Source organism: Flavobacterium sp. Root420 (genome assembly GCF_001427905.1).
Lineage (GTDB): Bacteria > Bacteroidota > Bacteroidia > Flavobacteriales > Flavobacteriaceae > Flavobacterium.
The window spans coordinates 24,678-50,673 of record NZ_LMEF01000009.1; the positions used below are offsets into that span (position 1 = coordinate 24,678).

Consider the following 25,996-nt stretch of genomic DNA (forward strand, 5'->3'; position numbering starts at 1 on the left):
ATTAAATGGAATTTCAAAAAGATAATACTTTTGTTACAGGCCGGTTAAAAAGCATGACATATGCTTTTAACGGAGCTGTAAAACTTATAAAAACAGAACACAGCATTATGGTTCAATTCTCATTGGGAATTGCAATGACCATTGCCGGGTTTTACTTTCATATTTCACAAACCGAATGGCTTTGTCAAACATTAGCTATCGGTTTAGTTTTAAGTGTTGAAGGATTGAATACAGCAGTTGAAAAAATTGCCGATTTTATTCATCCAGATTACAGCAAACGAATCGGTTTTATCAAAGATATTGCAGCTGGAGCGGTATTTTTTGCCGCACTGACAGCAATCGCGATAGGTTTGATTATTTATGTCCCAAAATTTATATAGGCAATACTAAACGCAAGAATGGCAAAAACAACCAAAAAAGAAACTGTAGATAAAAAAAACGAACCAAAGGCCGGGAATAAAAGATCCTGGGAGATAACCAAACAACAAAAATTTGTTTTGGGCTGTCTTTTGGTACTCTTTTCTATTGCATTATTAGTTGCATTTATCTCATTTTATGTCAACGGACAATGGCAAACAGATCAGAGTGCGGTAAGCCATCTTGGCGATCGCTCTGAAGAAGTGCAAAACTGGCTCGGAAAATTCGGGGCTTATCTTGCCGATCTAATTGTATACAGAGGTTTTGGCCTTGCTTCTTTCATATTAGTACGCTTATTTTTCTTAACCGGATTATTTCTGGCGTTAGAAATGTCTACTAAAAGACTAAAAAGTATTTGGTTCTGGGATTTATTTGCCATTATTATCGTCTCCATCCTATTTGGATTTTTCGCCACTTCAGCACCTGAATTAGGCGGAACTATTGGATATGAACTGAATTTATTTTCACAGGATTACATCGGAAAAACTGGAACTTTATTAGCCCTGCTTTTTGGATTAATTGTGTATTTAATTTTCAAAATAAAATTATCTCCGGAGAAAATTCAATCCTATTTTGATTCTACTAAAAAAGAATTGAAATCAGAATTGAATGCTTTAAAAACGCCGCAACAACCTGAAAGCGCTTATAATCTAGAAGAATTTGCTATTGAAGCAGAAGATCCTGAATTAGACAATATTCATCTAAAAACAGAAGACACTCAATTCGAAATCAACAAAGAAGCTTTAAAACCAACAATTTCAAATTCATCAGAAATTGATTTGAATCCGGTTGTAAAGCCAGTTCAAATGGATATCAAACCCGCAATTGTAACTGCTCCGGTTCATACCGAAGAATTTGTTATTGAAAAAGCGGAGGAAGAAGATATTATTGAAGAAAATTTGGCTTCCCGCCTTGTTGCCGATTTTGGATTATTTGACCCAACTTTGGATTTATCGAATTATAAATTCCCAACCATCGATTTATTAAAAGAATATTCGACTGGCGGAATTACAATCAATCAGGAAGAATTAGAAGAAAATAAAAACAAAATTGTAGATACGCTGCGTAACTACAAAATTGAAATTGCACAAATTAAGGCGACGGTTGGTCCATCGGTAACTTTATACGAAATTGTACCGGAAGCCGGAATCAGAATCTCTAAAATTAAGAGTTTAGAAGATGATATTGCGTTGTCTTTATCCGCTTTAGGAATTCGTATTATTGCTCCAATTCCAGGAAAAGGAACAATTGGTATCGAGGTTCCGAACAAGAACCCAACCATGGTTTCTATGAAAAGTGTTATTGGATCAGCTAAATTTCAGGAAGCTGAAATGGAATTGCCAATTGCTTTGGGGAAAACCATTTCGAACGAAACTTTTGTTGTCGATTTAGCCAAAATGCCTCACTTACTGATGGCGGGTGCTACAGGGCAAGGAAAATCGGTTGGTTTGAATGCGGTTTTAACTTCTCTTTTGTACAAAAAACATCCAGCCGAAGTAAAATTTGTTTTGGTTGACCCGAAAAAAGTGGAGCTTACACTTTTCAATAAGATTGAAAGACATTATTTAGCCAAACTTCCTGATACTGAAGATGCCATTATTACCGACAATGCTAAAGTAGTGAACACTTTAAACTCTCTTTGTGTTGAAATGGATAATCGTTATTCACTATTGAAAGATGCGATGGTTCGTAATATTAAAGAATACAACGATAAATTTAAAGCCAGAAAATTAAACCCGGAAGCAGGACATCGCTTCTTACCTTATATTATATTGGTTGTCGATGAGTTCGCCGACTTGATTATGACTGCAGGAAAAGAAGTCGAAATTCCGATTGCGCGTTTGGCTCAGTTAGCCCGTGCTATTGGTATCCACTTGATTATCGCGACACAAAGACCATCGGTTAACGTAATTACAGGTTTGATTAAAGCGAATTTCCCTGCGAGAATTGCTTTTAGAGTAACGTCAAAAATTGACTCAAGAACAATTTTAGATCAACAAGGAGCTGATCAGTTGATTGGTCGCGGAGATTTATTGTACACAAACGGAAATGATGTCGTTCGTGTTCAGTGTGCTTTCATTGATACTCCCGAGGTTGAAAAAATTACAGATTTTATTGGTTCACAAAAAGCGTATGCCACGGCTTATTTGCTTCCAGAGTTCGTTGGAGAAGAAACTGGCATCAATCTTGATATGGATATTTCCGAAAGAGATACTTTATTTAGAGAAGCTGCAGAGATTATTGTCAATGCACAACAAGGTTCCGCTTCATTATTGCAAAGAAAATTAAAATTGGGTTACAACAGAGCCGGTCGTTTGATCGATCAGCTGGAAGCAGCTGGAATTGTTGGTCCCTTTGAAGGCAGTAAGGCACGAAGTGTGAACATTTCGGATTTAAGTGCTCTTGATCAATTTTTTAACAATGAACAAAATTAATCCCATCATGAAAACGAAAATTCAGGAAATCACAAACAATTCTATCACTAACATGACTAAAAAGTGTTTTCAAATGGCAATTTTATTGCTTTTGAGCTTTACTTCTATTCAGGCACAGGATAAAAAAGCCAAAGATTTATTGAATCAGGTAACGGCAAAAATAAAAAGCTACGATAATATTTCTATAGATTTTAAATACTCTTTAAACAACGCCAAAGAAAACATTAATCAGGACAGCAAAGGAAATGTAATCATGAAAGGCAATCAATATGTATTGAATTTTATGGGCGTAACTAAAATATTTGATGGTCAAAAAACATACACAATCAACCCTGAAGATGAAGAAGTTACTGTTTCTAAAGTAAACGAAAAGGATGATAATGCGATCACACCTTCAAAAATGCTTACTTTTTTCAATTCTGGTTACAAATACAATATGGACATCGTTCAAAATGTTAAAGGAAGAAAAATCCAATACATCAAATTAGCACCAACAAACACTAAAGATCAAAGAAAAGAGATTCTTTTAGGAATTGATGTACAAACAAAACACATCTATAATTTGATCGAAACAGGAAAAAATGGAACAAAAACCACTTTAACCGTTAATTCTTTTAAAACCAATCAGCCTTTATCAAAAAATCAATTTACCTTTGTAGCGAGTAAATATCCAAAGTACTACATCAATAAATTAGATTAATTACAAGGTTGAAAATTTTAGACAAATACTTACTAAAAACATTTCTGATTACGTTTACTACGGTATTCGTAATCCTTTTTTTTATATTCATACTTCAAACCGTATGGCTCTTTATCTCTGAACTTGCCGGTAAGGACCTTGATTTGATATTGGTTGTAAAATTCCTTCTTTTTTCAATGCCGAGAATTATACCGTTGGTTTTACCACTATCGGTTTTATTGGCCTCCATTATGACTTTCGGAAACCTGGCTGAGAATTACGAATTCGCAGCTATGAAATCTTCCGGAATATCACTACAAAGAGCGATGCGCGTTTTAATCATATTTATCTTTGTTTTGAGTATTGTGGCGTTTTGGTTTGCCAATAATGTGATTCCGTACGCTGAATACAAGTTTGTTAATTTCCGAAAAAACATTGCTCAGGCAAAACCTGCTATGGCTATTGCCGAAGGTCAGTTTAATGATGTCGGAACTTACAATATTAAAGTCAATAAAAAGTCGGGCGAAAATGGGAATATCTTAACCGGAGTTACCATTCACGAAAAAGCGAATAACGTTGGTGAAAACAAAACCGTTATCAAAGCTAAAAACGGGAAGTTAATCAGTAATGAAAAATCCAGCATTTTAAAATTAGTTTTAAATGATGGTTATTACTATCAGGATGTTACGCCGAAAAAATACGAAGACCGCGCAAAATTGCCGTTTGTAAAAGCTGCATTTAAAAAACAAATCATCAATATTGATTTGTCTGAACTAAATAAGGTTGACGATAATCAGGAAATCAGCAGCACCAACGGAATGCTAAATGTAAACGAATTGCGTTATACATTAGACTCTTTAAATAAAAATCTGGACAATGAAATCCTATCATTTTCAGAAAATATAAATCAGCGTGTTGGATTTAAAAAACAACCTCCTATTGTTATAAAAACGGAGAAAAAGAAAAAATCGTTGCCTAACGATCTTTTATCTCTTTACGACTATAAACAAAAGCTGGACATTTTAAAAATGGCCGCTAGCAACGTTACCAGCAACACCTATTCTATAGACGCTACTCAAAAAGAACTAAAAGACAAACAACGAGACATCAACAAGCATCTCAGCGCTTTATATGAGAAGTTTGTAATTGCTTTTGCTTGCTTTTTAATGTTTTTTATTGGTGCACCGTTAGGCGCAATTATCCGTAAAGGTGGACTAGGTTTGCCTATTGTTTTTGCGGTATTAATCTTTATTACTTTTCATTTCATCAATACTTTTGGAAAACGACTTTCTCAGGAAGGTGGAATGAGTCCGTTTATGGGATCATGGATGTCTTCTTTTATACTACTTCCATTAGCTGTTTTATTAACGTATCGTGCCACAAACGACAACGGATTAATAAATTTTGATGCAATCACAACTCCGATTTCACAACTATTTCAAAAAATTTCTGAGCGGTTTACTCCTGCTCAAAAGCAATAATAATTATGTCAACAATAAAAATACAACTGAACACCATTGAAGAAGCTATAGAAGATATTCGTCAAGGTAAAGTAATCATTGTAGTCGATGATGAAGATCGCGAAAACGAAGGTGACTTTCTGGCTGCAGCTGAGAAAGTAACTCCGGAAATGATCAATTTTATGGCGACTCACGGTCGTGGTTTAATTTGTACACCGCTTACTGAAAGCCGTTGTAAGGAGTTGGATTTACGTGCAATGGTAAGTAACAATACAGATCATATGGAAACCGCTTTTACCGTTTCTGTAGATTTAAAAGGACATGGTGTTACGACAGGAATCTCTGCAGCTGACCGATCTAAAACAGTACAGGCTTTAGTTGATGGCAATACAAAACCTCATGATTTAGCACGCCCTGGACACATTTTTCCTTTAATTGCAAAACAAGGTGGTGTTTTAAGAAGAACTGGCCACACAGAAGCTGCTATTGACTTCGCAAGATTAGCTGGATTTAAATCTGCCGGTGTAATCTGCGAGATTTTAAATGAAGACGGAACAATGTCTCGTTTACCTGAATTGGTGAAAGTGGCGAAGAAATTTAATTTAAAATTAGTTTCGATTGAGGATCTTGTTGCTTATAGAATGCAGCATGATAGTTTGATCGTTAAAAAAGAAGATTTTGATATCGAAACCCGTTTTGGAACTTTCAGACTTAGAGCTTACGAGCAAACTACCAATAAACAAATCCATATTGCTTTAACGAAAGGAACATGGAATCTTGGAGAACCAATCTTAACGAGAATTCACTCTTCGCAAGTAAATAATGATTTATTAGGAACCTTAACCAACAATGCCGAACAACAATTAGACGGTATGTTTAAAGTTATTAATGAAAATGGAAAAGGTGCCGTGGTTTTTATCAATCAGGATATGCAGGCAGTAAACCTATTAAGCCGCATCTCCGAACTTAAATCATTACAGGCAGGAGGTACGATGAAAGCGCCTAAAGTAATTATTGACAGTAAAGACTACGGAATTGGGGCTCAAATCCTTCATGATATCGATATTTCTAAAATTAGATTAGTATCTAACACCGAACAAACAAAACGTGTCGGAATGATTGGCTACGGACTTGAAATCACTGATTACGTAAACTATTAATATGGGTACATTAGAAGAACGAATCATAAAATCAGAAACTCATATATTTAAGGCAGTTTTTCCGAGTACAACAAATCATTATGATACTTTATTTGGAGGAACAGCACTCCATTTGATGGATGAAGTCGCTTTTATTTGTGCGACAAGATTCAGTAGAAAGAAAGTGGTAACAATTTCAACCGGCCAAATTGATTTTAAAAAAGCAATTCCAGCAGGAACTTTAATCGAATTAGTTGCCAAAGTGATTAGCGTAGGAAGAACAAGTTGCAAAATTCACGTCGATATTTTCATGGAACAAATGTATTCTGAGCTTCGGGAAACGGTAGTTTCAGGAACTTTTTCGTTTGTCGCAGTCGATGAAAACAAAAAACCAGTGCCTATTTTGGACTAATCACGTTATTTAACGTAAAATTGTTTTTAAAATAAATACTGATTATGAATGACTTAAAAATTAATTTAAAATAATCAGTAAAAAAGCTCTAAAAAAGTTTTGAGAACCGAAAAAGCGTCTTATATTTGCACTCGCAATCAGCAAATGATCGCAACATACTGGAGAAATGGCAGAGCGGTCGAATGCGGCAGTCTTGAAAACTGTTGACTGTAACAGGTCCGGGGGTTCGAATCCCTCTTTCTCCGCGAAGGCCCGAAAACAAAGGAAAAATAAGATTTTCAAAGTTTTCAAAAAAGGCCAAAAAAAGCGGTAAACCCTGCAAATCCAATGATTTGCAGGGTTTTTTCTTTTATACCGCTTTTCAATATTTATAAAATCGAACAAAAACTTTGTGGCGCATTCGTGGCGCATTTTCAAAGTTCAAAGTTGCGCCACAAAATTCCATCTTAAGTCCCGATATCAAAGGGGTTAAGCACGTTTACATCTTGTTTAAATGAGGTTATAATTCTACATTTACTAATCTAATAAGTTGAATTATGCTAGTTGATTTTCTTTTTGAAAGCACCCCGCCACAATGAGAGTAACATTAGAAGTGTCTATTTCAGGATAACCGTTGACGGAATCCCGAAAGAAGCATCCACCAGACGCCAGTGGGACACTGAGCGCTGGAACAAGAAAACCGAAAGAGCAACAGGCACAAAAGAAGATGCCAAGTCGCTGAACTTTTTTCTGGATTCACTCACTGCGAAAATCCATGAAATCAAATCCGAAATTATGTACACCGGAAAACCCATAACTTCACAAAAGATTATGGATCATGTCATGGGAAGAATAACTCCCAGAGCAAGGGTGCTGGAAGAATTTCAAAAACACAATGATGAAATGAAAGCCCTGATTGGCAACGGATATACAGAAGCGACACTGGAGAGATTCAATATCACTAAAAATCACGTAACGGCTTTCATTAAATTCAAATACAAAACTGGTGATTTTGAATTTGCTGATTTAAATTTTGAATTTATAAAAGACTTTGAATTCTATCTTCGTACCGTAAGGAAATGTGCAAATAATACCACACTAAAATACATTTCCAACTTCAAGAAAATTGTAATACGAGCCATCGATAAAGAAATCATTATCAAAGATCCATTTAAGAATTTTAAAGGAAAGAAAACTAAAATCGTAAAGAAGCCTATATCTGCAAAAGAATTGTCTGAACTGGAAAGACGTGAATTTTCGACTGACCGGCTTAATACCGTGCGTGATATTTTTGTTTTCCAGTGCTACACAGGACTTGCTTATATTGATGCATTTCAGCTCCGGAAAGCTGATATAAAAGATGGCGTTGACGGAAATCAGTGGATTTTATCTGAGAGGCAGAAAACAAATTCTACGGCAAGAATCCCGCTGCTTCCAAAGGCGATCGAAATTCTTGAAAAATACAAAGATCATCCGCTCTGTCTTAAGCGCGGAACTGTATTGCCGGTTTCTTCTAATCAGAAAATGAATGAATACCTTAAAGAAATTGCTGCTTTGTGCGGTTTTCCATTCACGCTCAATACACATATGGCACGCAGAACTTTTGGAAGTACTGTAACATTGAACAATAACGTCCCCATTAATGTAGTAAAGGAAATGCTCGGACATTCATCAGTTAAACAGACAGAATCTTACGCTATCACAGAACAGGCTACTATAGGCCGGGAAATGACATTACTGAATAAAAGACTACACCCTGAAAAAACTGAAATGTCACAGGAAGATCTAAAGGCACTAATCAGACTGGAGAATGAATTAGAATTAATTAAAGAGAAATATAAGATACCATCCTCTTAGAATATAATTTCTAAAATAATTTGATATAAAAAGAAAGAGGTTATCTCAATTATGAGATAACCTCTTTTGATATAATTCAACTTCACTTCTGTAACCAGGATGATAAGAAGGCATATACTTAATATAGCCCAAATCCTGAAGCTGTTTGAAATATTTATGATAAGTGGGCAGTGTATTGATATGTGACAATAACATAAGCTTACGACGGCTGACTTTAATTCTCTGCCTCTCTCCCTGCCTATAGCCTAAACTTAAAATTGCATTTAAAATAGCCAAATGCCAAACGTTGAGCTGCGGATCATCCATATAAATAGATAAGCAATCTATGACTTGGCCTTCCGTTATATTATTAATTTGATTCATCTTTGAAAAGTTTTAGCAGGTCTTCTTTATTGTAGTAGTACGAGCCAAGAACCTTTTTAAATCGGACTTTCTTTGTCATTCGAAGATTTTGAACTGAACCTGCAGAAATATCAAGCAGTTTCCGGACAGCTTTACTTTTTAACCACTCGGGATCTGACGATTCTTTTTGCTGAGAATTCTTTTCTTTAAATATCGTTTGTATTTTATCCAGTAATAGAAGACCGAACTGCCTTAGATCTTCCTTTGTAACAATTTCATTCATAGTACATTTTCATAAAATTATTAATTGCAGAACCTTTAACTGTCCGCATCAGCTTAAAACAAAAAATATACTTCACTGCCACGATTTTTTTTAAAAGATGGTCTATACTTTATGTATCCATACTGATGAAGTTCCTGGACAGATTTATGATACGTATTTGCTGAAGAAACTTTTGCAATAACAATAATCTCCGAGCTGAATACAAAAATTGGATTAATAAAGCCCTTAACGGATCTAAATTGTTATAGAGCTGCATAAATGGCAATATGCATCGGACTAATCCGGTAATCATTCTCTATTGCGGTGAAAAAATCCGATAAAGGCTTTAATTTTTCCATAACTTTTAAAGTGAAGGAGTTTTTCTTTTCTTTACTTTATTATCTTTCCTCCCTGAATCACCTTCATCAGAATCTAGATTTTTTTTTTGATCTTTAGATACTGATTCTTTTTGAGATTCAGCCTTTTTCTCTTCCTTGCTCTCTCGATGATTAATTCTTTGTAAATTTTCATCATAAACATTAACAGTCTTAAACTGGGGATTTGCCTCCACAAACATTTTACTTTCAACACCGCTAACTACGAAAGTCGCTGACTGAAGATTTCCTTTTTTAAGGGAATTTAAAAGGTCTTCTTTATACTGCGGAGTATTGAGCTCTTTGATTGAATGTTTTGCCAGACTTGCTTCCAAATCATACCCATAATTCTGATGGTATTGGTTCAGCTTAAAATTCCCATTGTCAGATTGTTTAAAGTCGATTTTCAGCCAGCAATTATAGCTCTCCCCTTCTTTGTTTTTAAGATCTTTATTGACAGATCTGCCTTCCATCAAATTATAAGCCTCTTTCATTGTAATGCTGGCGTTGTCTTTGTTGATGTAGAAGGTCTGTTCCAGACCAGGTTTGTTTTCTTCTTTCTGAAGATTGACATGATAGGAATTAAAAAAGTACATATCTGTCTGCTCAGACCTTTTGAAATTTAATTCTACAATTAAGGTATCCTTATTTGGCAGACCATTGTTCATAATGCTGGTGTGCATAATTTTAAAATCCTTATCTCCCTTCATTATGTTCTCTCGCAGTTCAGCATCGAACGTTTCTCCAAATCCAGTATATTTTAACTGGTCTTTCAGGTATTCTAAATTTTTCTCATTCATTGCGTTTTCATTTAAATTATTTTCTAAAATTTCTCTCCTATCTATTTCCCTTTTGGCAAATCCAGTAAGTTCTATTGCTTCATTTTCGGAAGTATCTGCCCCGCTATTTAAAACTGCTCGCAAGTCGTCGATAACTGATTCAATCGGCAGGCTCTGAAAATAATTCACATCATTGGTCATAACCAGACAGTACTCCTTCGCATCCAATGGGTTTCTAAAAAACTCAATTGTGTAGGTATCAGTTACCTCACCTGTATTAAAGGCAGCAAATCGATGGCCGTTATAAGCCATTTCCTCAGCAAATGGCAGCATCATTTCAGTGTCAGCTAAATTGATTATCATAATTTATTTTAAAGCTTAAAAAGTGTCACTGCTTAATTCGGAAATCGGAAAAACCAGGTCAGTCAGATTATTATTTATGTCTACTTCCAAATGTCTTCCGCCGTTTTTTTCAATCATCTGAATCGTTAAATACTTATTCTCAGGTATAGTAAATTTCTCCAGCGCATAGACTTTTATTATTTCAGATTTATAAGGAATTACAGAAGACGATGAAGTTGCATACAAAGGCTCCAATTCAATTTCCTGTGAGGCAGTTCGTTTTGATTTTCTCTTATCCCTGATAAAAAAACGAAACTGATCAATATCATAATTAATCTTTGATTTGTTTTCAAAAACAACACGCAGATACAAAACATCCTGCTGGATAAAGATCCCGTTCACCTCCAGTCTGATCTGATACTTTGATTTTTTTAGACCACTGATTTTTTTCTTTTTGGAATACGCAGTCAAAGCACACTGTTCAATTCTTTTCTGATTTTCGTTTTCTAAAGAAAACAGCACATCCCTGCTTGCAACCACTGCATTTTCAGCCTTAAAATTTAAGTCAGGGCACGTTTCATCATAATTCAGTACAAAAACGTACAATTTCCCGTCAGATGTAACAACTGTCAGATTGGTCTGGAAAAAATGCTGTTTAGCAGCTTTTACAAGTAGTATATTCTCAACTCCTTTTGCTTTTTGTACAAGCACTTCTGCGCTTCCTTTATCTATGCTCTTGATTGTATAAGGAAAAATAATGCTTGTGGTTTTAGAAAAACCTACTTGTAGATTTTTATACTGGTCTTCGTAAAAGGCAGTTTCCTTTGCGTTTGACTGTGGATTAACTGAAACACAAACCAGCAGTAAGCTGATTAAAAACAAATAATTCACTCTTTTCATATTTTCTCTCTTTTAAGGTTTTAAATTCTTTTGCTTTTCATCATACAGCAGCACCTGATACCCCGCCTTTACAACCACTTTTATGAGTTTTACCTTTTTGCTCATCAGACTTTTGGCTGCCTCGATGCCCATACCTGCGGCCTGTGCACCCCAAGATTCCGAAATCCCGGTAAGGCCGAGTGTCTGGATAGAACGATCGGCAGATGCTTTAGCCACATCCCTGTTAATCGCTCCGGGAATATAGATGCCGTCAATCCCGTCCATATCATAGACTGCCAGCTCGACGGGAAATATCGAATTATTGTACTGGATGTTTGTGATTTTCACCTCCAGCCTCTCTCCTTTTAAAGCCGCCATACCATACAGAAAAGCATTTCTGGGTATAATTGTTCCTTGGAGAAAAATATCATTCGTGAGTCTTAATTTAACCACCGAGCCATTGACAATAGTCTGCGTCTGATGCACAACTGCTTCAATAGAATTTTGTATTTCTTCACCAGGCTGTGCTTCGTCCAGAGAATAAAATTCATTTGTTTTCAAAGAGGTCTGCAAATCGGCATTCCGCTGAAGTGAGCTTATGTTATTCTCTGCTTCTTTTTTCTGCACTGAATATATTTTGCCTTTTTTGCTCTCAGATGTTTTTTTAAGCCTTTCCTGCACGCGCTGCGGATGCTGTATATCCAAAATATTTTCCAGCATACCGCCTAACTGCTGAAGTTCTGGATCAGGTTCCTGGGTCGTGCTCATCGTCGACATTAGCCCTTCAAGTTTTTTAATCTCTTCCGATTCTCCACGAGAAGTGCCGTAATTTTCAAATTCCCTCATGTCCTGACCGTAAGCAGGGACAGCAGGCTGGCTGATTATGTTTTCAAGAGCCCTCAGCTTCTCATAAACTTTCTGTTCATTGCGGTCCTGAAAAGACTGAGAATTAAAAGCTGATCTGTTTTTTGGAAGCATGCGGGATTCAAAATCACTTGTGGAAAAAGAATCTGCTTTATCTTCCGAGACTTTATTATCAATATAGTTAGGATCTTTTTTTATCTGCTCTCGCAGTTTTATCGAATCAACTGCTGCCTGATCGTAATAGCTCATCTTATCCAGTGCTGAATCTTCTTTAAATTTAGGCAGTGGCAGATGAAAATTGAATCCTTTCCTTTCGTCGTTCCCTGCCATCTTGGATTCCATTCTTCCGCCGCCTAATGAATAAAATAAGAATGTGAGAAATGGAAATGTTATAAGAGGCAGCATTAAAAGCATCTTTCTCTTTTTAGATTCCTTTGGAGATAATGTTTTCTCTTGCATAATTTTAGTTTTTTAAATTGATTGTCTTAATTTTTGAAGCTGTTGAAACCTCAGCTTGTTTATAAAATGTCCTATACAGGTTATAAATTAAATAACCCGATGTCAAAACCGTAAAGAACAGAAGTCCCCAGATCAGTTTTGTTTTAGAGAGCCCATCTGTGACTCTCTTCATTTTTTCTGCCCATCTTTTCTGCAATAGCAGATAATACTTGTGATACACAAAAGGCTCAGTCTGTCTTGTAAAAAAGGATTTCATAAATCTCTATTTTCTGATCTCTGCGGAAAGATCTTTGTTTTCAATCGTATTAAACCGCTCGATAAGAAAACCATGCGGATTATTATCGCTTCTTGATACATTGCGAAGCGCACCTTCTGTAAGCAGGCTTCTTTTCAAAATACTGGTAGTACGGATAATGTTCTGTCTGGCATAACATCTAAAACGGTAGGGATATTCACGGATATCAATGCTTATGCTATCAATCTGGATGCTCTGGCTGATATTTCCTGATATAATACCCGAATAAAAATTGTTTTCCTTCAGGTCATCATAAATCCGTTTTGCACTGTCGTCTGCCAGATATAGCGCTTTTGTGATATTCGTTTTAATGACCTTATCATCAGGATCAAGGGTAAAGAAAAACTTGTGAAAGGTTTTCACATGGTCCCTTGCTTCAACAGCAATGTTATCTTTTCTTTCCGAAGCGTAAGCTTCCAGCGCTTTACCGTTTGCCAGAATATATACTTTATCCTGCATAAGGCTCACTGTCTGGAAACTTTTATAGACAGCATAGCAGCTTATTATGATGCAGCCTGCAATTACAAGCATCGTGAAACCTCTCACATATCTAAATGCCGTATCAATGTTTTTCATTTTGGTAAACATATGCTCCTGTTATTAAGTCTGTTTAGAATTTCCTTTAAGCCTGTCATTCATATAGTTTCCTTTATCAGTAAAATAAGGACTGCTTCCTGCTGTCGCAGCCATGCTGCTGGTCATTCTCCGATCCGCATCTCCCATCGCATCAGCAGTCATTCCAACCGCATTTGAAGAGGTTCTCATAACAGAACTAGCTGAATTTCCAAACATGCTTGTCACTTTATGACCCAGGGCTCCTCCTCCGCCTGCGTGAACAATATAATTGGCAACAGAAGGCACGGTAAAATATCCTATGATGCCTATTATCATGAAAATTAAATATGACATATCGGTCCTGCTGAAAAAAGTGTCACCTGTTGCCTGCACCTGCGAGAGGTCCAGCTTGAGCATGAGTTCCTGAATCTTTCCGATTATGCTTCCGAATATATTGGCAACAGGAAGCCAGAGGTAAATATTGATATATCGGGCAAGCCAGACAGTGAGCGTGTGCTGGAAGCCGTCAAATACTGCTATTCCAAATACCAGCGGACCTAAAATGGAAAGCACCACGAGCTGAAAGGTCCGAAGGGTGTCAATGCATAAGGCGGCAGCTTCAAACAAAACCCTCAGCACCTCGCTCAACCGCGCATTCCTGAATGAGGCAGTCGACCAGCTGGAGGGTCAGATAGCGTCGGCTAAAATCTCGCTGGCGAAACTCTCCTCTCCTCAGCTTTACTACGTACTCTCGGGCAGTGATTTTACCCTTGACATTAATAATCCATCCGACCCGAAAATTGTTTCAATGGGGAACAATCCGCAGAAGATACAGACTTACGGGGCAGTTCTTTCCCTTTTTGTCAGCCGCCTTATCAAGCAGGTAAACCAGAAAGGAAAACTTAAAAGCAGTCTTGTTTTTGACGAGTTCCCCACTATCTATCTCAATAATATTGACAGTCTGATTGCAACAGCAAGAAGCAACAGAGTGAGCACCTGTCTTGGAATTCAGGACTTCAGCCAGCTTCGTAAAGACTACGGCCGTGAGCAGGCTGATGTGATCATTAATATAGTCGGAAATATTGTCTCTGGACAGGTCAGCGGGGATACTGCAAAACAGCTCTCAGAGCGTTTCGGAAAAATAATGCAGGATCGGGAAAGCCTTTCAATAAACAGCAGCGACACCTCCATCAGCCGTTCGCGACAACTCGAATCCGCAGTACCGCCTTCAAAGATTTCTTCGCTGAGTTCGGGGGAATTCGTGGGCATGACAGCCGATAACCCGGACTGCAGAATTGAGCTTAAAACCTTTCACTGCGAGATCATCAACGACCACGAAAAAATTAAAAAAGAAACAGATAATTACCAAGAAATTCCGATCATACGGACAATTGATAATGTTATCATCCAGAAAAATTATCTGCAGATTAAAATTGAGATTCAGGAAATAATCCACAGCGAAATGGAACGGATAATCAAAAGCCCGGCGCTTTCATCGCTGGTTCTCAAAAAAGAAAAATAGCCTCTAATAATGTAATGTATTCATTCTTTAGAGAAAAGAAAAATGGTCCGTTACCTGCCAGGTTCTTTTAAAATCTGAAGCGTATTTTCGTCCTTCTCTCCATTTGTAATATCTTTCAAACACATATCCAAAACAGTCACGCGCAGAAGGCTAAATAGAGTCTTGCAGGATTGCAGTTTTTCTTTCATATCGTATGCCCAAAATTAACACCACACAGTTTTACAGGAAGAATTATGTACAACATAAAAAAAATCCTTAACTAACTTATAGCTCATGCATTGTTTTTTTATATGAGGGCGCAGACAATTTAAAGTTTTGATGATTTTCTACACGAAGAACTTTTTGGATTTCGATAGAAGCTCTCGCAATTCAGGTAGAAAAACTCCTCGATATAAATGCACTTGATTATACAATCATCACTCTTGACTCTTATTAATCCTTTACCGATCATAGCATTTTATAAATTCTATTATTTTTATTTTTTCCTGCTACTTCTAAAATATCAAAGAGCTAAAGATCTGAAAAAGACAACAATATCTGCAAAAAACAGTAGTTCTACCCGATATTTTCAAAAAAATAATCCATATGTTTACCCTTTAAATAATATCAGCAGTTACGGTTTTCCGTAAAAAAGCTTTAAAATAAAAAAGAATATTTGCCCTATTGTCTAACTTTAACAAATCAGAAAAATGGCAGAATACAGAATTTCTGGAATTTGGAAAAATTCCGATGGCATCATAACACATTATGCAGTTCACCTCAGAACAAAAAATGCAGACGGGAAAAGCTATACTATAGATAAGGCTGTGAAAATGACTAAAGCCGCTGCAGTGGAGCTGTTGCAAAAACCAAGCAATACAGCAAAAACATATCTCTGGGACTATGCCGCAGCGAGCTGGTTTGCAGGGGGAGATGTGCACGTTGTAGCAGGAAATCAGTCCTTCCTGAGAACAACACACGACGGTACGGTGCGTGATAATCTACTGCATCTGATCAATTACAGATATATATATTAGAAGGCCGGTCAGAATAACCATACGTTGAACTAAATTTCTTTTAAAGATGGCAACAACCGTAAATCAGGCATTTGAGCAGTTCCTGCACTACTATGTCAGAATAGACACCGCAAGGTCAGACACAGCTAAATCCAGTAAAAATAATCTGGTATCTGAAATCAAAAAATTTCCAGATGATAATAAATTCCCTCTCCTACATCCCGATGTAAGCATCGACTACGGATCATTTTCCAGAAAAACCAAAATCAGGCCTCTGGACGATATCGACCTGATGATTGTCCTACATGCCGAATCAAACTCCAGGACTCAGTACTCCGATCGCTTCGAGATTTCCGTACCACCTGCAGCCACAAGACAGATAGCTCTGTGCAATGCGGGAACAAATATTTTAAATTCAATCAAAGTAATAAATAAATTCATAAGCTCTCTTTCTAGTGTATCTTACTACGATAAGGCAGAAATAAAACGTAATCAGGAAGCCGTTACTCTTAGTCTTAAATCCTACGAATGGGTGTATGACATTGTTCCGTGTTTCATTACTGCTCCTCTGGCTGACGGGAGCACTTTCTATCTCATTCCCGACGGGAAGGGAAACTGGAAAGCTACCGACCCTCGAATTGATAAAAAAAGAATGGATTACATCAATAGCATCCAAGAGGTATCGGTAATTGAGGTAATCCGTATCTTGAAGTACTGGACCAAAAGACCTACTATGCCGACAATGAAATCCTATTTTCTTGAGAATCTGATACTCAACTATTACAATTCAGGAGTTGAAAGTTCGAAATATATTGATATTGAAATACCAAAAGTCCTAGCTTATATCCATAATAACATCCACAAGCCTCTCAATGACCCTAAAGGTTTTCAAGGAGACATAAATCATTTAACCTATGAAGAGAGAAATTCAATTCAGTCAAAAGCAGCCGTAGACTTCAAGACTGCTAACGAAGCACGCCAGCTTGAAATAGGCAAGAAGATAAAAGAATCTATCATTAAATGGGGAAGCATTTTCGGAAGCGAATTTCCAAAATATACAGGAAGTTAAGATATGAATACAATAAAAACTTTACAGAATGATTGTGGTAAACTGAAGTATCTCAAAGCCGGAAGAGTATTGTATAGCAACGCTAAATATGCATTTGGAATACAAATTATCGTTACGGTTGGTCTTACCATTATATTCAGTTTTATGAAATTAATTCCTAGGAACCAACTGGCTTTTGATCTCAATGCCTGCATCGGCATTGCCGCAGTTATAATTACATGCTCAGAAATTCTTTATTTCAATCTTTATGTTTCAGGCCTGCGTACATCAGGAGCTAAAGCACAGGAGCTATTTGATTGCAGTGTGTACGTCCTCACATGGAATGCTATTAATTCGGGGTCAAAACCTGAAAAATATATAATTGAGCATAATTCCGCCCTGTATCTTCCTGACCCAAAAGCTCCCATTGAAAATTGGTATGACATTGATCTTGAAAATCTCTCTCGTGAACGTGCCATACTTCTCTGTCAGGAAACAAATTTATTTTACGATACGAAACTCAGAGAACATTTCAAAATGGCAAATATTTTAGTTTGTTTGGGTTTAGTTATTATATCCCTTGTTATAGCGGTGCTTTCTGACATTAAAGTTAACAACTATATTACTACAGTGCTACTTCCAGTACTGCCTATGATAGTCTTAACTTTAAAAATTGTGATGGAAAACAGAAAATCATTGACATCCTCGATTGAGCTCAGAAAAACTATACTGCAGCTTAAGGAAAGATCACAAGATCCCACTGAAGCCGAACTTAGATCAGTTCAGGATAAAATTTTCTGCAGCAGAAAAGACAGTCCACTAGTTCCCGACTGGTATTACAAATGGAGAAGAACTTCACTGGAAATACTGATGAAAAAAAATGCAAATGCGGCTGAGTAAAGATAATTTAGGAAAACAATAGAATTATAAGGAACTCATATTTAGATTGTTAAATATTGTCTTAAATTCTGTGGCAAAATCGTGGCACTTGCAATTTTATAGAACTATAAACATATCACTTTCTAAAATGGAGATAGTCCAATGCCGTGGTATGAAAAATAACAAATCCCCGCATGATAAAATCATTATGGAGCTCATGCAAAAAAACCTCTACCAAGCCAGTTCCCGAATGAAAAAGCAGAAAAGCGAAAAAGCCTCAAAGTGGAAAAACCGAAGAGAATTCGGTTATTCCGCTTTTTACTATTAATACATTTCTATTCTCTAAACTAAATAAAAAATTCACTGCTGTGTGCTTGTTTAGATACAATATTGTAGTAGTCAACAAGGAGTATTTTAATATATTTGAGAGAAAATTATTAACTATGACAAATCAGGAGAAAGGCAGCAGCTTTGAAAAAATTACACATGATTTTTTTATGTTTTTGTTCAAACAATTAAAAATTCAGGTGAATAATAACTGGGTTCAAAAGTCTGGTTTTCAGCATGGATTTGATGTAGGATTTGAAGTTGCGATTTTAAATGATGCTTTTTTTAAACGGGGTATATTTATTGAGTGTAAAAATTATGAGAAATCCATACTTGAACAAGCACATTTGCTTACCAAAGTAATGCAATTTGATAGATCGGCCTATGAAAAAAAAGACTCAATATTTATTTTTTTGTCTCCAAAAATTGATTTGAGCAAATGTACACAAGACTCAAATCCAAAACATTTGGAAGATTATTTCAATAAAATTAATCCGTTTAAGATCATTATTCTCACTCCAAATAATAAAATAAAGGAAATATTATCTCTCAATGAAGAAATATTTTGCAAAGTCTATGAGGGTGAAGTCTATGCTAAAATGAATTCTGATACTCATAACAGCATTCTGGAATACTTTGAAAAACTTCTATACTCAAAAGGTGAAATTCCAAATTTCAAGTTGTCTCAAAAACGAAAAGAATATTTGGAACAAGCATCAGTTTCTAAACCTAAACTCTATATAAGCAGAAAATTAAAAACAAATAAATTTTCATTCTCCTTTCAGGATAAAAATCTGCTGGATGTAATTAAAACAAACAGCCTTGTTTTATTGTTAGGCGAACCTGGTAGCGGCAAAACCACTGAACTCATCAATGTCTCAAAGTACTTCGAGAAAAACATTTCAAAACTTGAGATCACACCCATATTTGTAAGTTTATCGGGTGTCAAAAAATTTGACAACCTGGATGATCTTTTACCTACCGATTGGGCTTTGAATAAAAAAACTGTACTGCTTCTTGATGCTTTGGATGAATTTGAATTTAAAAACGAGTTAAACAAGGTAATAGAAAATCTATTGGCATATAAGGATATAAGTTTTAAAATAATTGTTTCCTGCAGAACATATGCTTACAATGATGAACTAAAGTCTTTGGAGCCGGCAGCATTCTATTTAGATAATTTCAATTCTGATCAAAGTTTTGAACTGCTCAACAAAAAATACAATATTCCATTAAGCAAATTTAATAAAATCAGCAGAAGCAATTTTAAGGATATACTTCAAGATCCCTTTATGCTTAACAGATTTGGTAAATATTATGAAAACCATAAAAAATTACCTGTCTCTCTTTCTAGCATTTACGATGATATCAAGGAAGAGCTGGCTCAGGATGATCTGGAAGTATACAAAATCTTATCCCTTGTTTTAGAACTGACAAAACAGACAAGTGTTGATAAGAAGCAGCTCAAAGACCTTTTTGGAATTAAATATAAAAAATTAGTAAAACTGAGTTTAATAGAAAATTCATTTGATAAAAGCAGTTTTAAATTTATCCATAAGAATTATCAGGAGTATTTTGCAGCGGCAGCCATCAGTGAACTAAGTTTTGAGCAGATCTTAAGTTTTATTTCGATTCAGGGAATAGAAAAGACGCACCCTACACTATTCAATACAATCACATTTTTAATTAATATTCTCGAAGATGACAAATACAATTCATTAATAGGGTGGCTGACTATAAACAATCCTGAATTACTTATTAAGGCTGATAAAAGCAGGACCGCAAATTTTAGAGTTAAAGTGTTTCAGGATTATTTTAAATCCGAATGTGTCGAAAAAACTTTTTGGATTTCATCGGGAACCTTCTCTATCAAAGAAATCGCAGAATTTGGAAACTGCGAAGACAATTTTGACTATCTGGTTTCATTCATAACGGATCCCAACAATCATTTTAGAGCAGTTATCTCGGCACTGGAACTTTTAAGCTATTTTACAATACCTGAATACAAAAAAGAAAATCTTAAAACCCTATTTTTTAACTTCCTTACCAGCCCGGGACACTCAGAAATGATCAAGTCCCATATACTGGATTGTATTGCAGATCAAAAACTATGTGATGAAGATCCCAAGTATTTAAATAACATTTTTGAACTCTTTAAACAGGAAACAAATAAACAGCTCAATAGATCGCTGCTATCTTTGATTGAATACCGTAAAGAAATTGATACTTTCTTTTGGTTTATTAAAATGGAGTTTCTACTAGAAAAAGGATATAATGAAAGAGCGGTAAAAGATGAAGTAATAAGAGGAACAAGCTGGGTACTCGAAGAATTAATCCTTAGATTAGAAAAATCATCTCATTTTATCACTTTGGCTAAATATTATTTTGATGATGAAAAAGATGACTACAGCAGCAATGACTTTATTGAAAAATTAATAAACAGATGCCTTTACTTTGAAGAGAGGGAAAAATCTTTTCTTACTGAACTGCTTTCTTCACTTCTTGATACAACAAAATTTTACCTTAGAGAAGATGCTTTAAAAACGTTGCTTCTAAAATTAAAGCCCGGAAGTCAGTTAGAAGCTTTTGATTGCTTAATCAGCCGTTTTTCTTTTGACAGGGTTGGTTATTTTCTAGCTTCCATTACCAATGAGAATACTATTGAGTTAATTATCAATAAATTTAGTGACGGTTCAGTGGAAGCCGCCAATCTTGATTATTACAGAAATATAATGGCAAATCACGGGAAAAGATCTCTTGCCGAGCACTTCAACAATACTATGCTGGAGAAAGGATTCAAGTTTAACGAACCGCTATTAACTGATAAAGAATATGATGAATTGGTTGCAAAATTCAAGAGTTTACCGCAGCAGAATTTTGATCTGTTATTCCATAAATCCGAATTGATTTCAAGAATAAAATCTTTATTTGAAGAACACGGGTCATCTATAAGTTCAGAGATGATTCGAAAAATTGAAACAAATTGGTACCATAAAAATGGTCATTCCAATAAAGGAGACATTGCAATCACTTTATTAAGAAGGCTCATCCATCAGCAAAATACGGAAGTAAAATTTGATGATGTCGAGCATCTACTGGAAGATGAAGCTACCTTAATAAATGAAATGAAATCACAGATTAGTGCATTAAATGATACCCATAATAATTTTGTAATCAGTAATGAACAGCAAAACAGGCTAAATCAATGGTGCCAAAAAGAATCATACGAAATCCGTTTTGACAGAATCCTGCGATATGTTACTGCCGATAGATACGGTGCCCTTGAGGATTATGCCAAATTAAAAACAGTATTATTTTTTCTTATGAAGTTTAATTTTGACCTGCCACAGGAATTTCTTTTAAACTGCATTGAATTCGTAGATGTAAATAATTCAAACGAAGGCGATGACAAACTTGAATGGTTAAAGCGTAAAATTAATAATGACCTTATTTTTAATCAAAGGATTATTGACAATATCAATACTAAAAATTTAGTATTTCTGCCTTTAAATATTCATATTCAATATGCACTTGACAATAATTTAAGCGCAGCATTTTCAAAAATCAAAGAACATTTCTTAATGCCTGATTACAATTATAATATTGAAAAGAAACTTGAGCTATTTGTAAATCTTACAAAAGATGTTGAACTGTTAAAAAAACTTTGTCAGGATGTTACAAGCCACAAATGCTGGTCTTCACTTAAAATTCTAATGGATTTAAAAATTGAACAAGATTTCTGCCAGCGGAAAGCAGCAGAATATCTTGAAACAGAAATCTTGGACGAAAAGAATTATTATAGCTCCACTGCCCTATCAATATTATTTGAACTAAATTCAATTTCAGCAGTGAAATATGTTTCTAGCTTTTTAAACAAAAATCAACTTCCTTCATTAAGCCAGGCTTCCTATACAAATTATACTGCTATAGAAGACTTTAATATTTTAAAAACTTTATTTGATAAAATTTATAGAGTAGATTCAGAAGAAAGAGGATTTAGTGGATTAGGAAATTTTATTTTCGCCTACGTTTCAAATTTATCTAAAACTAAGCAAAGTTATGATTCGGTACAAGCCGAACTTATAAATATTAAAGTATGGGCGAAGGAACAAAATTTAGACAATGAATTATTTCACGTTAATCAATTAATAGATAAATCTAAAAACAGTTACATAAACGCGCAATCCAAAGCACTCAATTTCAATGAAGCGTTACAAAAAGTAGAGCAAATCTTAAAATAGCAAAACCATTCTTCATGGTTATCTAGAAAAAAATTGAATACATCAAAATGCTAATAAACTATTTGTTTTGAAGAGTTAAAACTCTATTCAAAATTAATAAGCATCTCATTAATGTTAGAGCTAATATGAAAAGGCTAAATATCAAAAAATAAAACAGATATTCCATAAAGGATTTGGGAGTAATTATTTTAAATACATAACCTGTCAAACCAAGAATTACTAGAGACTTTATGCAGTTTTTTAAATGATGTGTCGTTTGTCCGTACAATGCTGTTTGGAAGAAAAAATCTAACGCAGAGTCATAATTTTCAATTTTATCCTTTTTATGACTCCCTGCTTTAAAAGTAATCAAAACTGTCAGAATTGTTAAAATAAATCCAGTACTACTAAAACTTATATTAGCTATGTCCGATACAGACGACAAAATAAAATCATTTTTGGGAACTTCTATTACTTTATCATAAGTCAGCTTGCAAGTACCTGCAGCTACAAAAACACTGATTATGCAATCCCACGATAAAGGATTTCTAAAATATATGTCTACAATTTTCATATTAAAGTGAATTTACAAACAATGTTAAATCATCTTTTATTAAATCATAACTTTCACCTTGTTTCAAATCTTTTCCTTCTTCAATTTTTCTTTCGAAGAATTTCTTGTCTTTTAATAAATTAAAAGTTTCCTCAACACCTTTACCATCCTCATATACTACAACGAAATTATCGTAATAATCAGTTTCTTCAGGATTAGCCTTGAATACTTCGAGAGCTTTTGCAAACATTCCAGTTGCAATTTTATTTTCAGTTGGCAAGTTCACTTTTTTACCTTGTTTTTTAAAAAATGCTTCAATTCGCAAAAACTCTGGTTTATAAAGATTAGTAATTAAATTAAAACCTTTAAAATAGTTCTTTTCCAATTGCTTATCAATAAGTTCCAAATTTGCAGATTTTAGTTTAATATTGAAACTAAGCACATTTTTCATAGCGCCTAAAGTATTTTCAATACTATTATCCATAAATACGTTTAACTCCGTAAACTTGGCTAATTGTAGCTCGTCTCTTGCTATTTTTTTAAAATAATATTCTATATCAGCAATATTAGGACCATGCGGATTTCTTTCTACACAAACTACATTTTGATCTGTTTTATAATCAATAAAAAAATGTGTGATTTCTACAATATCTCCCATTTGTTTTAATTCCTCCAAAGCAAATGTCCCTTTTTTCATAAACATAGGATTCTTTCCTTTACGAATCAAAGCCATAGTACATCTTATACGACGTTCAGCGGGCAATAAGACTGCACTGGACAAAAAAAGCTCTCTGGGAGAAAAACCCTGCTTTCTTTCATTTCTGTCAACTAAAACTGCCTTACCCTGACTCCTAAGATTTGCTAAATGGTTAGCAACTTCCTTAACAATTTTTGAACTACTATATTCTTTAGCTTTATCAGCATAAGGTTTCATTATAATCGCATATAAATAATATCTAACTTCAGTTAGCTTCGTAATTGTCGTGGTCATGGGTTAGTGATTATAATTTCATTAACAGAATGATGAAATTGTTAGTTTAATGACAAATCTAATAAACTATAAAACAGTAAACATCTTACAACAAATAACTTATTGACAAAATTTTAGTTATAATTGTTTACATTAAAGTGTTATGAAAGTTCAATTTATTATAAAGATTTAGAGCCACAACAATGTACTAATAGAGAAGTTTTGAAAATCAGACCATATATTTTATTTCCATTTTGATATCAATACAATTGTTTCATTATAAGGCTTATATTCATCTAATACTTTATCGACCTTCATGACCACAGGTAGATCAGCCGAAAGTCCAGCAAGAATACAACATCCTTGTGGTAATATTGATAAGCTATCGAATGATATTTTATCTAAATAAGAAACTGTCCTACCGATCGCTTCAATATCTTTATTGTTGATCAGTCTATGCAGAAAGTAATCATACAACTGGGATATTATTGTGTCGGATATATCATAGGTCTCTGGCTGGATATGGTTAAAAATACTCCGAACTTTCTTCCTTCCTTAATAATTTCTTCAAAGGTTTCCAATCGATAATCTTTCCAAGTTTCACTTTCCCTGATAGAATTGCGTGATAAAATATTGTGAGCCTCATCTGCAATGATGTTCAGATACTTCTGCCTGTCAAGATTGCTTCGTTTAAAGTATTCATAATAGTACTTACATATTACCAAAGGGATTATTACTTTCATCTCAACATTAACGTCATTAAGATTTATAATAACTACAGGTTTAGTATTTGTAATTAATTTATCAGCTTTTGTCACGGCAAAAACTTTTGTAATTTCGTTATATTTACTTTCCAATTTGTTATAAAGAGGACCTATGTGTTCTTTGGAATAATACCCCTTAGTTATAACATCGAAATAATTTATTATAATTTGTATTCTAATCTTAATAAATGCATTGTATACAGAGAGGTCTATTGTCAAAGAAAAAATAATTTAGTGTAACCTTTGTAAAAATGCTATGGAATTTTCATTACTTTTTATAGAATCAAGAACATATGGTGCCCATCTGCTGTGCACCTTCAAAAGACCGTTTTTGAGGGATAGGGTCCAAGATTTCAACATGGTCTCCCCAAAGCAGTTCAATAAGAACATCCTCTCCGTCCCTTGCCTTGTAGACTTTAGCTGTTTCTGATTCTAAATATTTGATCGTCTCCATAATTCCAACATTGGTTAAAAGATTGATTTTCAGTTAAAAACACCCTCAAATCTACAGCTTTACATTTATTTTTCACTACGTATAATTACTCATTTTCAAGGAATTAGATAAAATATTTCAATTCAAAACGGATTAAAAGGGCAGCCAAAGTAGTGCCCGCCCTCACCTGCATGCGCATAACGGCTCTTCGCCGCCCTTCGGGACTTATAGCACTCCGGCTCGGTATCCGGACACTGGTCTTCCGCTTTCTTTTTTCCCGTTTTTTCTTTTGAAAAATTTCATTTGGGGGATATGGGGAAAGAAAACTTGAAAAAGTATTCACTAAAAATTTTATGTCATGGAAATCACAGGACGAATTGTAAAAGATGCCTCAGTTTTTAAAGTAAAAGAAAACCGTGAGGTGGTAAACTTCTCCATAGCAGTCAACGACAGCTATAAACCCAAAGGAAGCACCGAAACTAAAAAGATTGTAACCTATATCGACTGTTCGTATTGGATGAGCGCAGGACTGGCACAGTGGCTGAAAAAAGGAACTTTAGTACAGCTCTTCGGGCGCATCGGGCTGAATGTCTATATCGGGAATGACGCTCAGGCGCACGGCTCACTGACCTTTCATACATCAGATATTAAGATACTGGTATTTGCGCAAACGGATAATAATACCCATACACCCGCACTTAAACCGCAGAATGCATCTGATAATCCCGATGACCTGCCTTTCTAGTTTTTCAACGC

23 protein-coding genes and 1 tRNA gene are annotated in these 25,996 nt (G+C 35.1%); 14 read left to right on the forward strand and 10 right to left on the reverse strand.

Features of this window, described 5'->3' with window-relative positions:
- The first annotated feature begins 5 nt into the window (after window positions 1-5).
- From ASC72_RS06895 to ASC72_RS06930, 8 genes are all read left to right on the forward strand, one after another.
- Window positions 6-380, forward strand: a complete 375-nt coding sequence (locus ASC72_RS06895) for a diacylglycerol kinase (protein WP_056188832.1) — start codon at window positions 6-8, stop codon at window positions 378-380.
- 18 nt (window positions 381-398) lie between these two features.
- Window positions 399-2,852 carry a DNA translocase FtsK gene (locus tag ASC72_RS06900; protein ID WP_056188835.1) on the forward strand — a complete coding sequence of 818 codons (2,454 nt, stop codon included), beginning with the start codon at window positions 399-401 and terminating at the stop codon, window positions 2,850-2,852.
- Between the two features lie 7 nt (window positions 2,853-2,859).
- Window positions 2,860-3,552 carry an outer membrane lipoprotein carrier protein LolA gene (locus ASC72_RS06905; RefSeq protein WP_082564259.1) on the forward strand — a complete coding sequence of 231 codons (693 nt, stop codon included), beginning with the start codon at window positions 2,860-2,862 and terminating at the stop codon, window positions 3,550-3,552.
- Window positions 3,553-3,560: 8 nt separating this feature from the next.
- Window positions 3,561-5,012, forward strand: a complete 1,452-nt coding sequence (locus ASC72_RS06910; RefSeq protein WP_056188841.1) for an LptF/LptG family permease — start codon at window positions 3,561-3,563, stop codon at window positions 5,010-5,012.
- 5 nt (window positions 5,013-5,017) lie between these two features.
- Window positions 5,018-6,151: a 3,4-dihydroxy-2-butanone-4-phosphate synthase gene (gene ribB, locus ASC72_RS06915; protein ID WP_056188843.1), complete on the forward strand. Its 1,134-nt coding sequence runs from the start codon at window positions 5,018-5,020 to the stop codon at window positions 6,149-6,151.
- Window position 6,152: 1 nt separating this feature from the next.
- On the forward strand, window positions 6,153-6,542 hold the full coding sequence (locus tag ASC72_RS06920) for an acyl-CoA thioesterase (protein ID WP_056188847.1): 390 nt from the start codon (window positions 6,153-6,155) through the stop codon (window positions 6,540-6,542).
- A gap of 160 nt (window positions 6,543-6,702) precedes the next feature.
- Window positions 6,703-6,787 (forward strand) — tRNA-Ser (locus ASC72_RS06925).
- 301 nt (window positions 6,788-7,088) lie between these two features.
- Window positions 7,089-8,378: a site-specific integrase gene (locus ASC72_RS06930; RefSeq protein WP_371258443.1), complete on the forward strand. Its 1,290-nt coding sequence runs from the start codon at window positions 7,089-7,091 to the stop codon at window positions 8,376-8,378.
- A 45-nt stretch (window positions 8,379-8,423) separates the two neighbouring features.
- Here the strand turns inward: ASC72_RS06930 and ASC72_RS06935 are convergent, their stop codons facing one another.
- The 7 genes from ASC72_RS06935 to ASC72_RS24700 all read right to left on the reverse strand — a co-directional run bounded on the left by ASC72_RS06935 (window position 8,424) and on the right by ASC72_RS24700 (window position 13,946).
- On the reverse strand, window positions 8,424-8,741 hold the full coding sequence (locus ASC72_RS06935; protein ID WP_241775655.1) for a hypothetical protein: 318 nt from the start codon (window positions 8,739-8,741) through the stop codon (window positions 8,424-8,426).
- A complete protein-coding gene (locus ASC72_RS06940; RefSeq protein WP_056188854.1) occupies window positions 8,728-9,003 on the reverse strand; it encodes a helix-turn-helix domain-containing protein in 276 nt (91 codons plus the stop codon). The genes ASC72_RS06935 and ASC72_RS06940 overlap by 14 nt, the downstream gene beginning before the upstream one ends.
- A 343-nt stretch (window positions 9,004-9,346) precedes the next feature.
- A complete protein-coding gene (locus ASC72_RS06945; RefSeq protein ID WP_082564257.1) occupies window positions 9,347-10,498 on the reverse strand; it encodes a hypothetical protein in 1,152 nt (383 codons plus the stop codon).
- Window positions 10,499-10,513: 15 nt separating this feature from the next.
- The gene (gene traN, locus ASC72_RS06950) at window positions 10,514-11,377 is read right to left on the reverse strand and encodes a conjugative transposon protein TraN (RefSeq protein WP_056188857.1); all 864 of its coding nucleotides are present in this window, start codon (window positions 11,375-11,377) and stop codon (window positions 10,514-10,516) included.
- A 12-nt stretch (window positions 11,378-11,389) separates the two neighbouring features.
- A complete protein-coding gene (gene traM / locus ASC72_RS06955; RefSeq protein WP_056188860.1) occupies window positions 11,390-12,679 on the reverse strand; it encodes a conjugative transposon protein TraM in 1,290 nt (429 codons plus the stop codon).
- Window positions 12,680-12,941: 262 nt separating this feature from the next.
- Window positions 12,942-13,562, reverse strand: coding sequence for a conjugative transposon protein TraK (gene traK, locus ASC72_RS06965; protein WP_056188866.1), 621 nt, complete (start codon window positions 13,560-13,562; stop codon window positions 12,942-12,944).
- 12 nt (window positions 13,563-13,574) lie between these two features.
- Entirely contained in the window at window positions 13,575-13,946 is a 372-nt protein-coding gene (locus ASC72_RS24700; RefSeq protein WP_256380471.1) for a hypothetical protein, read from the reverse strand.
- Window positions 13,947-14,130: 184 nt separating this feature from the next.
- On the opposite strand from ASC72_RS24700, the gene ASC72_RS06975 reads away from it, so the two are divergent.
- From ASC72_RS06975 to ASC72_RS07000, 5 genes are all read left to right on the forward strand, one after another.
- The gene (locus ASC72_RS06975) at window positions 14,131-15,051 is read left to right on the forward strand and encodes a type IV secretory system conjugative DNA transfer family protein (RefSeq protein WP_241775656.1); all 921 of its coding nucleotides are present in this window, start codon (window positions 14,131-14,133) and stop codon (window positions 15,049-15,051) included.
- Between the two features lie 689 nt (window positions 15,052-15,740).
- Window positions 15,741-16,067 carry a DUF3892 domain-containing protein gene (locus ASC72_RS06980; protein ID WP_056188869.1) on the forward strand — a complete coding sequence of 109 codons (327 nt, stop codon included), beginning with the start codon at window positions 15,741-15,743 and terminating at the stop codon, window positions 16,065-16,067.
- A 46-nt stretch (window positions 16,068-16,113) separates the two neighbouring features.
- Window positions 16,114-17,115 carry a hypothetical protein gene (locus ASC72_RS06985; protein ID WP_056188873.1) on the forward strand — a complete coding sequence of 334 codons (1,002 nt, stop codon included), beginning with the start codon at window positions 16,114-16,116 and terminating at the stop codon, window positions 17,113-17,115.
- 3 nt (window positions 17,116-17,118) lie between these two features.
- Window positions 17,119-17,994 carry an S-4TM family putative pore-forming effector gene (locus ASC72_RS06990; protein WP_056188876.1) on the forward strand — a complete coding sequence of 292 codons (876 nt, stop codon included), beginning with the start codon at window positions 17,119-17,121 and terminating at the stop codon, window positions 17,992-17,994.
- A 422-nt stretch (window positions 17,995-18,416) separates the two neighbouring features.
- On the forward strand, window positions 18,417-22,541 hold the full coding sequence (locus tag ASC72_RS07000; protein WP_056188883.1) for an NACHT domain-containing NTPase: 4,125 nt from the start codon (window positions 18,417-18,419) through the stop codon (window positions 22,539-22,541).
- 58 nt (window positions 22,542-22,599) lie between these two features.
- On the opposite strand, the gene ASC72_RS07005 is transcribed toward ASC72_RS07000, so the two are convergent.
- From ASC72_RS07005 to ASC72_RS07015, 3 genes are all read right to left on the reverse strand, one after another.
- On the reverse strand, window positions 22,600-23,094 hold the full coding sequence (locus ASC72_RS07005) for a hypothetical protein (protein WP_056188886.1): 495 nt from the start codon (window positions 23,092-23,094) through the stop codon (window positions 22,600-22,602).
- Between the two features lies 1 nt (window position 23,095).
- The gene (locus ASC72_RS07010) at window positions 23,096-24,064 is read right to left on the reverse strand and encodes a hypothetical protein (RefSeq protein ID WP_131725787.1); all 969 of its coding nucleotides are present in this window, start codon (window positions 24,062-24,064) and stop codon (window positions 23,096-23,098) included.
- 464 nt (window positions 24,065-24,528) lie between these two features.
- Window positions 24,529-25,026 (reverse strand): ATP-binding protein, encoded by a 498-nt coding sequence (locus ASC72_RS07015; protein ID WP_056188893.1) that lies wholly within the window; start codon window positions 25,024-25,026, stop codon window positions 24,529-24,531.
- Window positions 25,027-25,598: 572 nt separating this feature from the next.
- On the opposite strand from ASC72_RS07015, the gene ASC72_RS07020 reads away from it, so the two are divergent.
- The gene (locus tag ASC72_RS07020; protein WP_056188897.1) at window positions 25,599-25,985 is read left to right on the forward strand and encodes a single-stranded DNA-binding protein; all 387 of its coding nucleotides are present in this window, start codon (window positions 25,599-25,601) and stop codon (window positions 25,983-25,985) included.
- Window positions 25,986-25,996 lie beyond the last annotated feature (11 nt).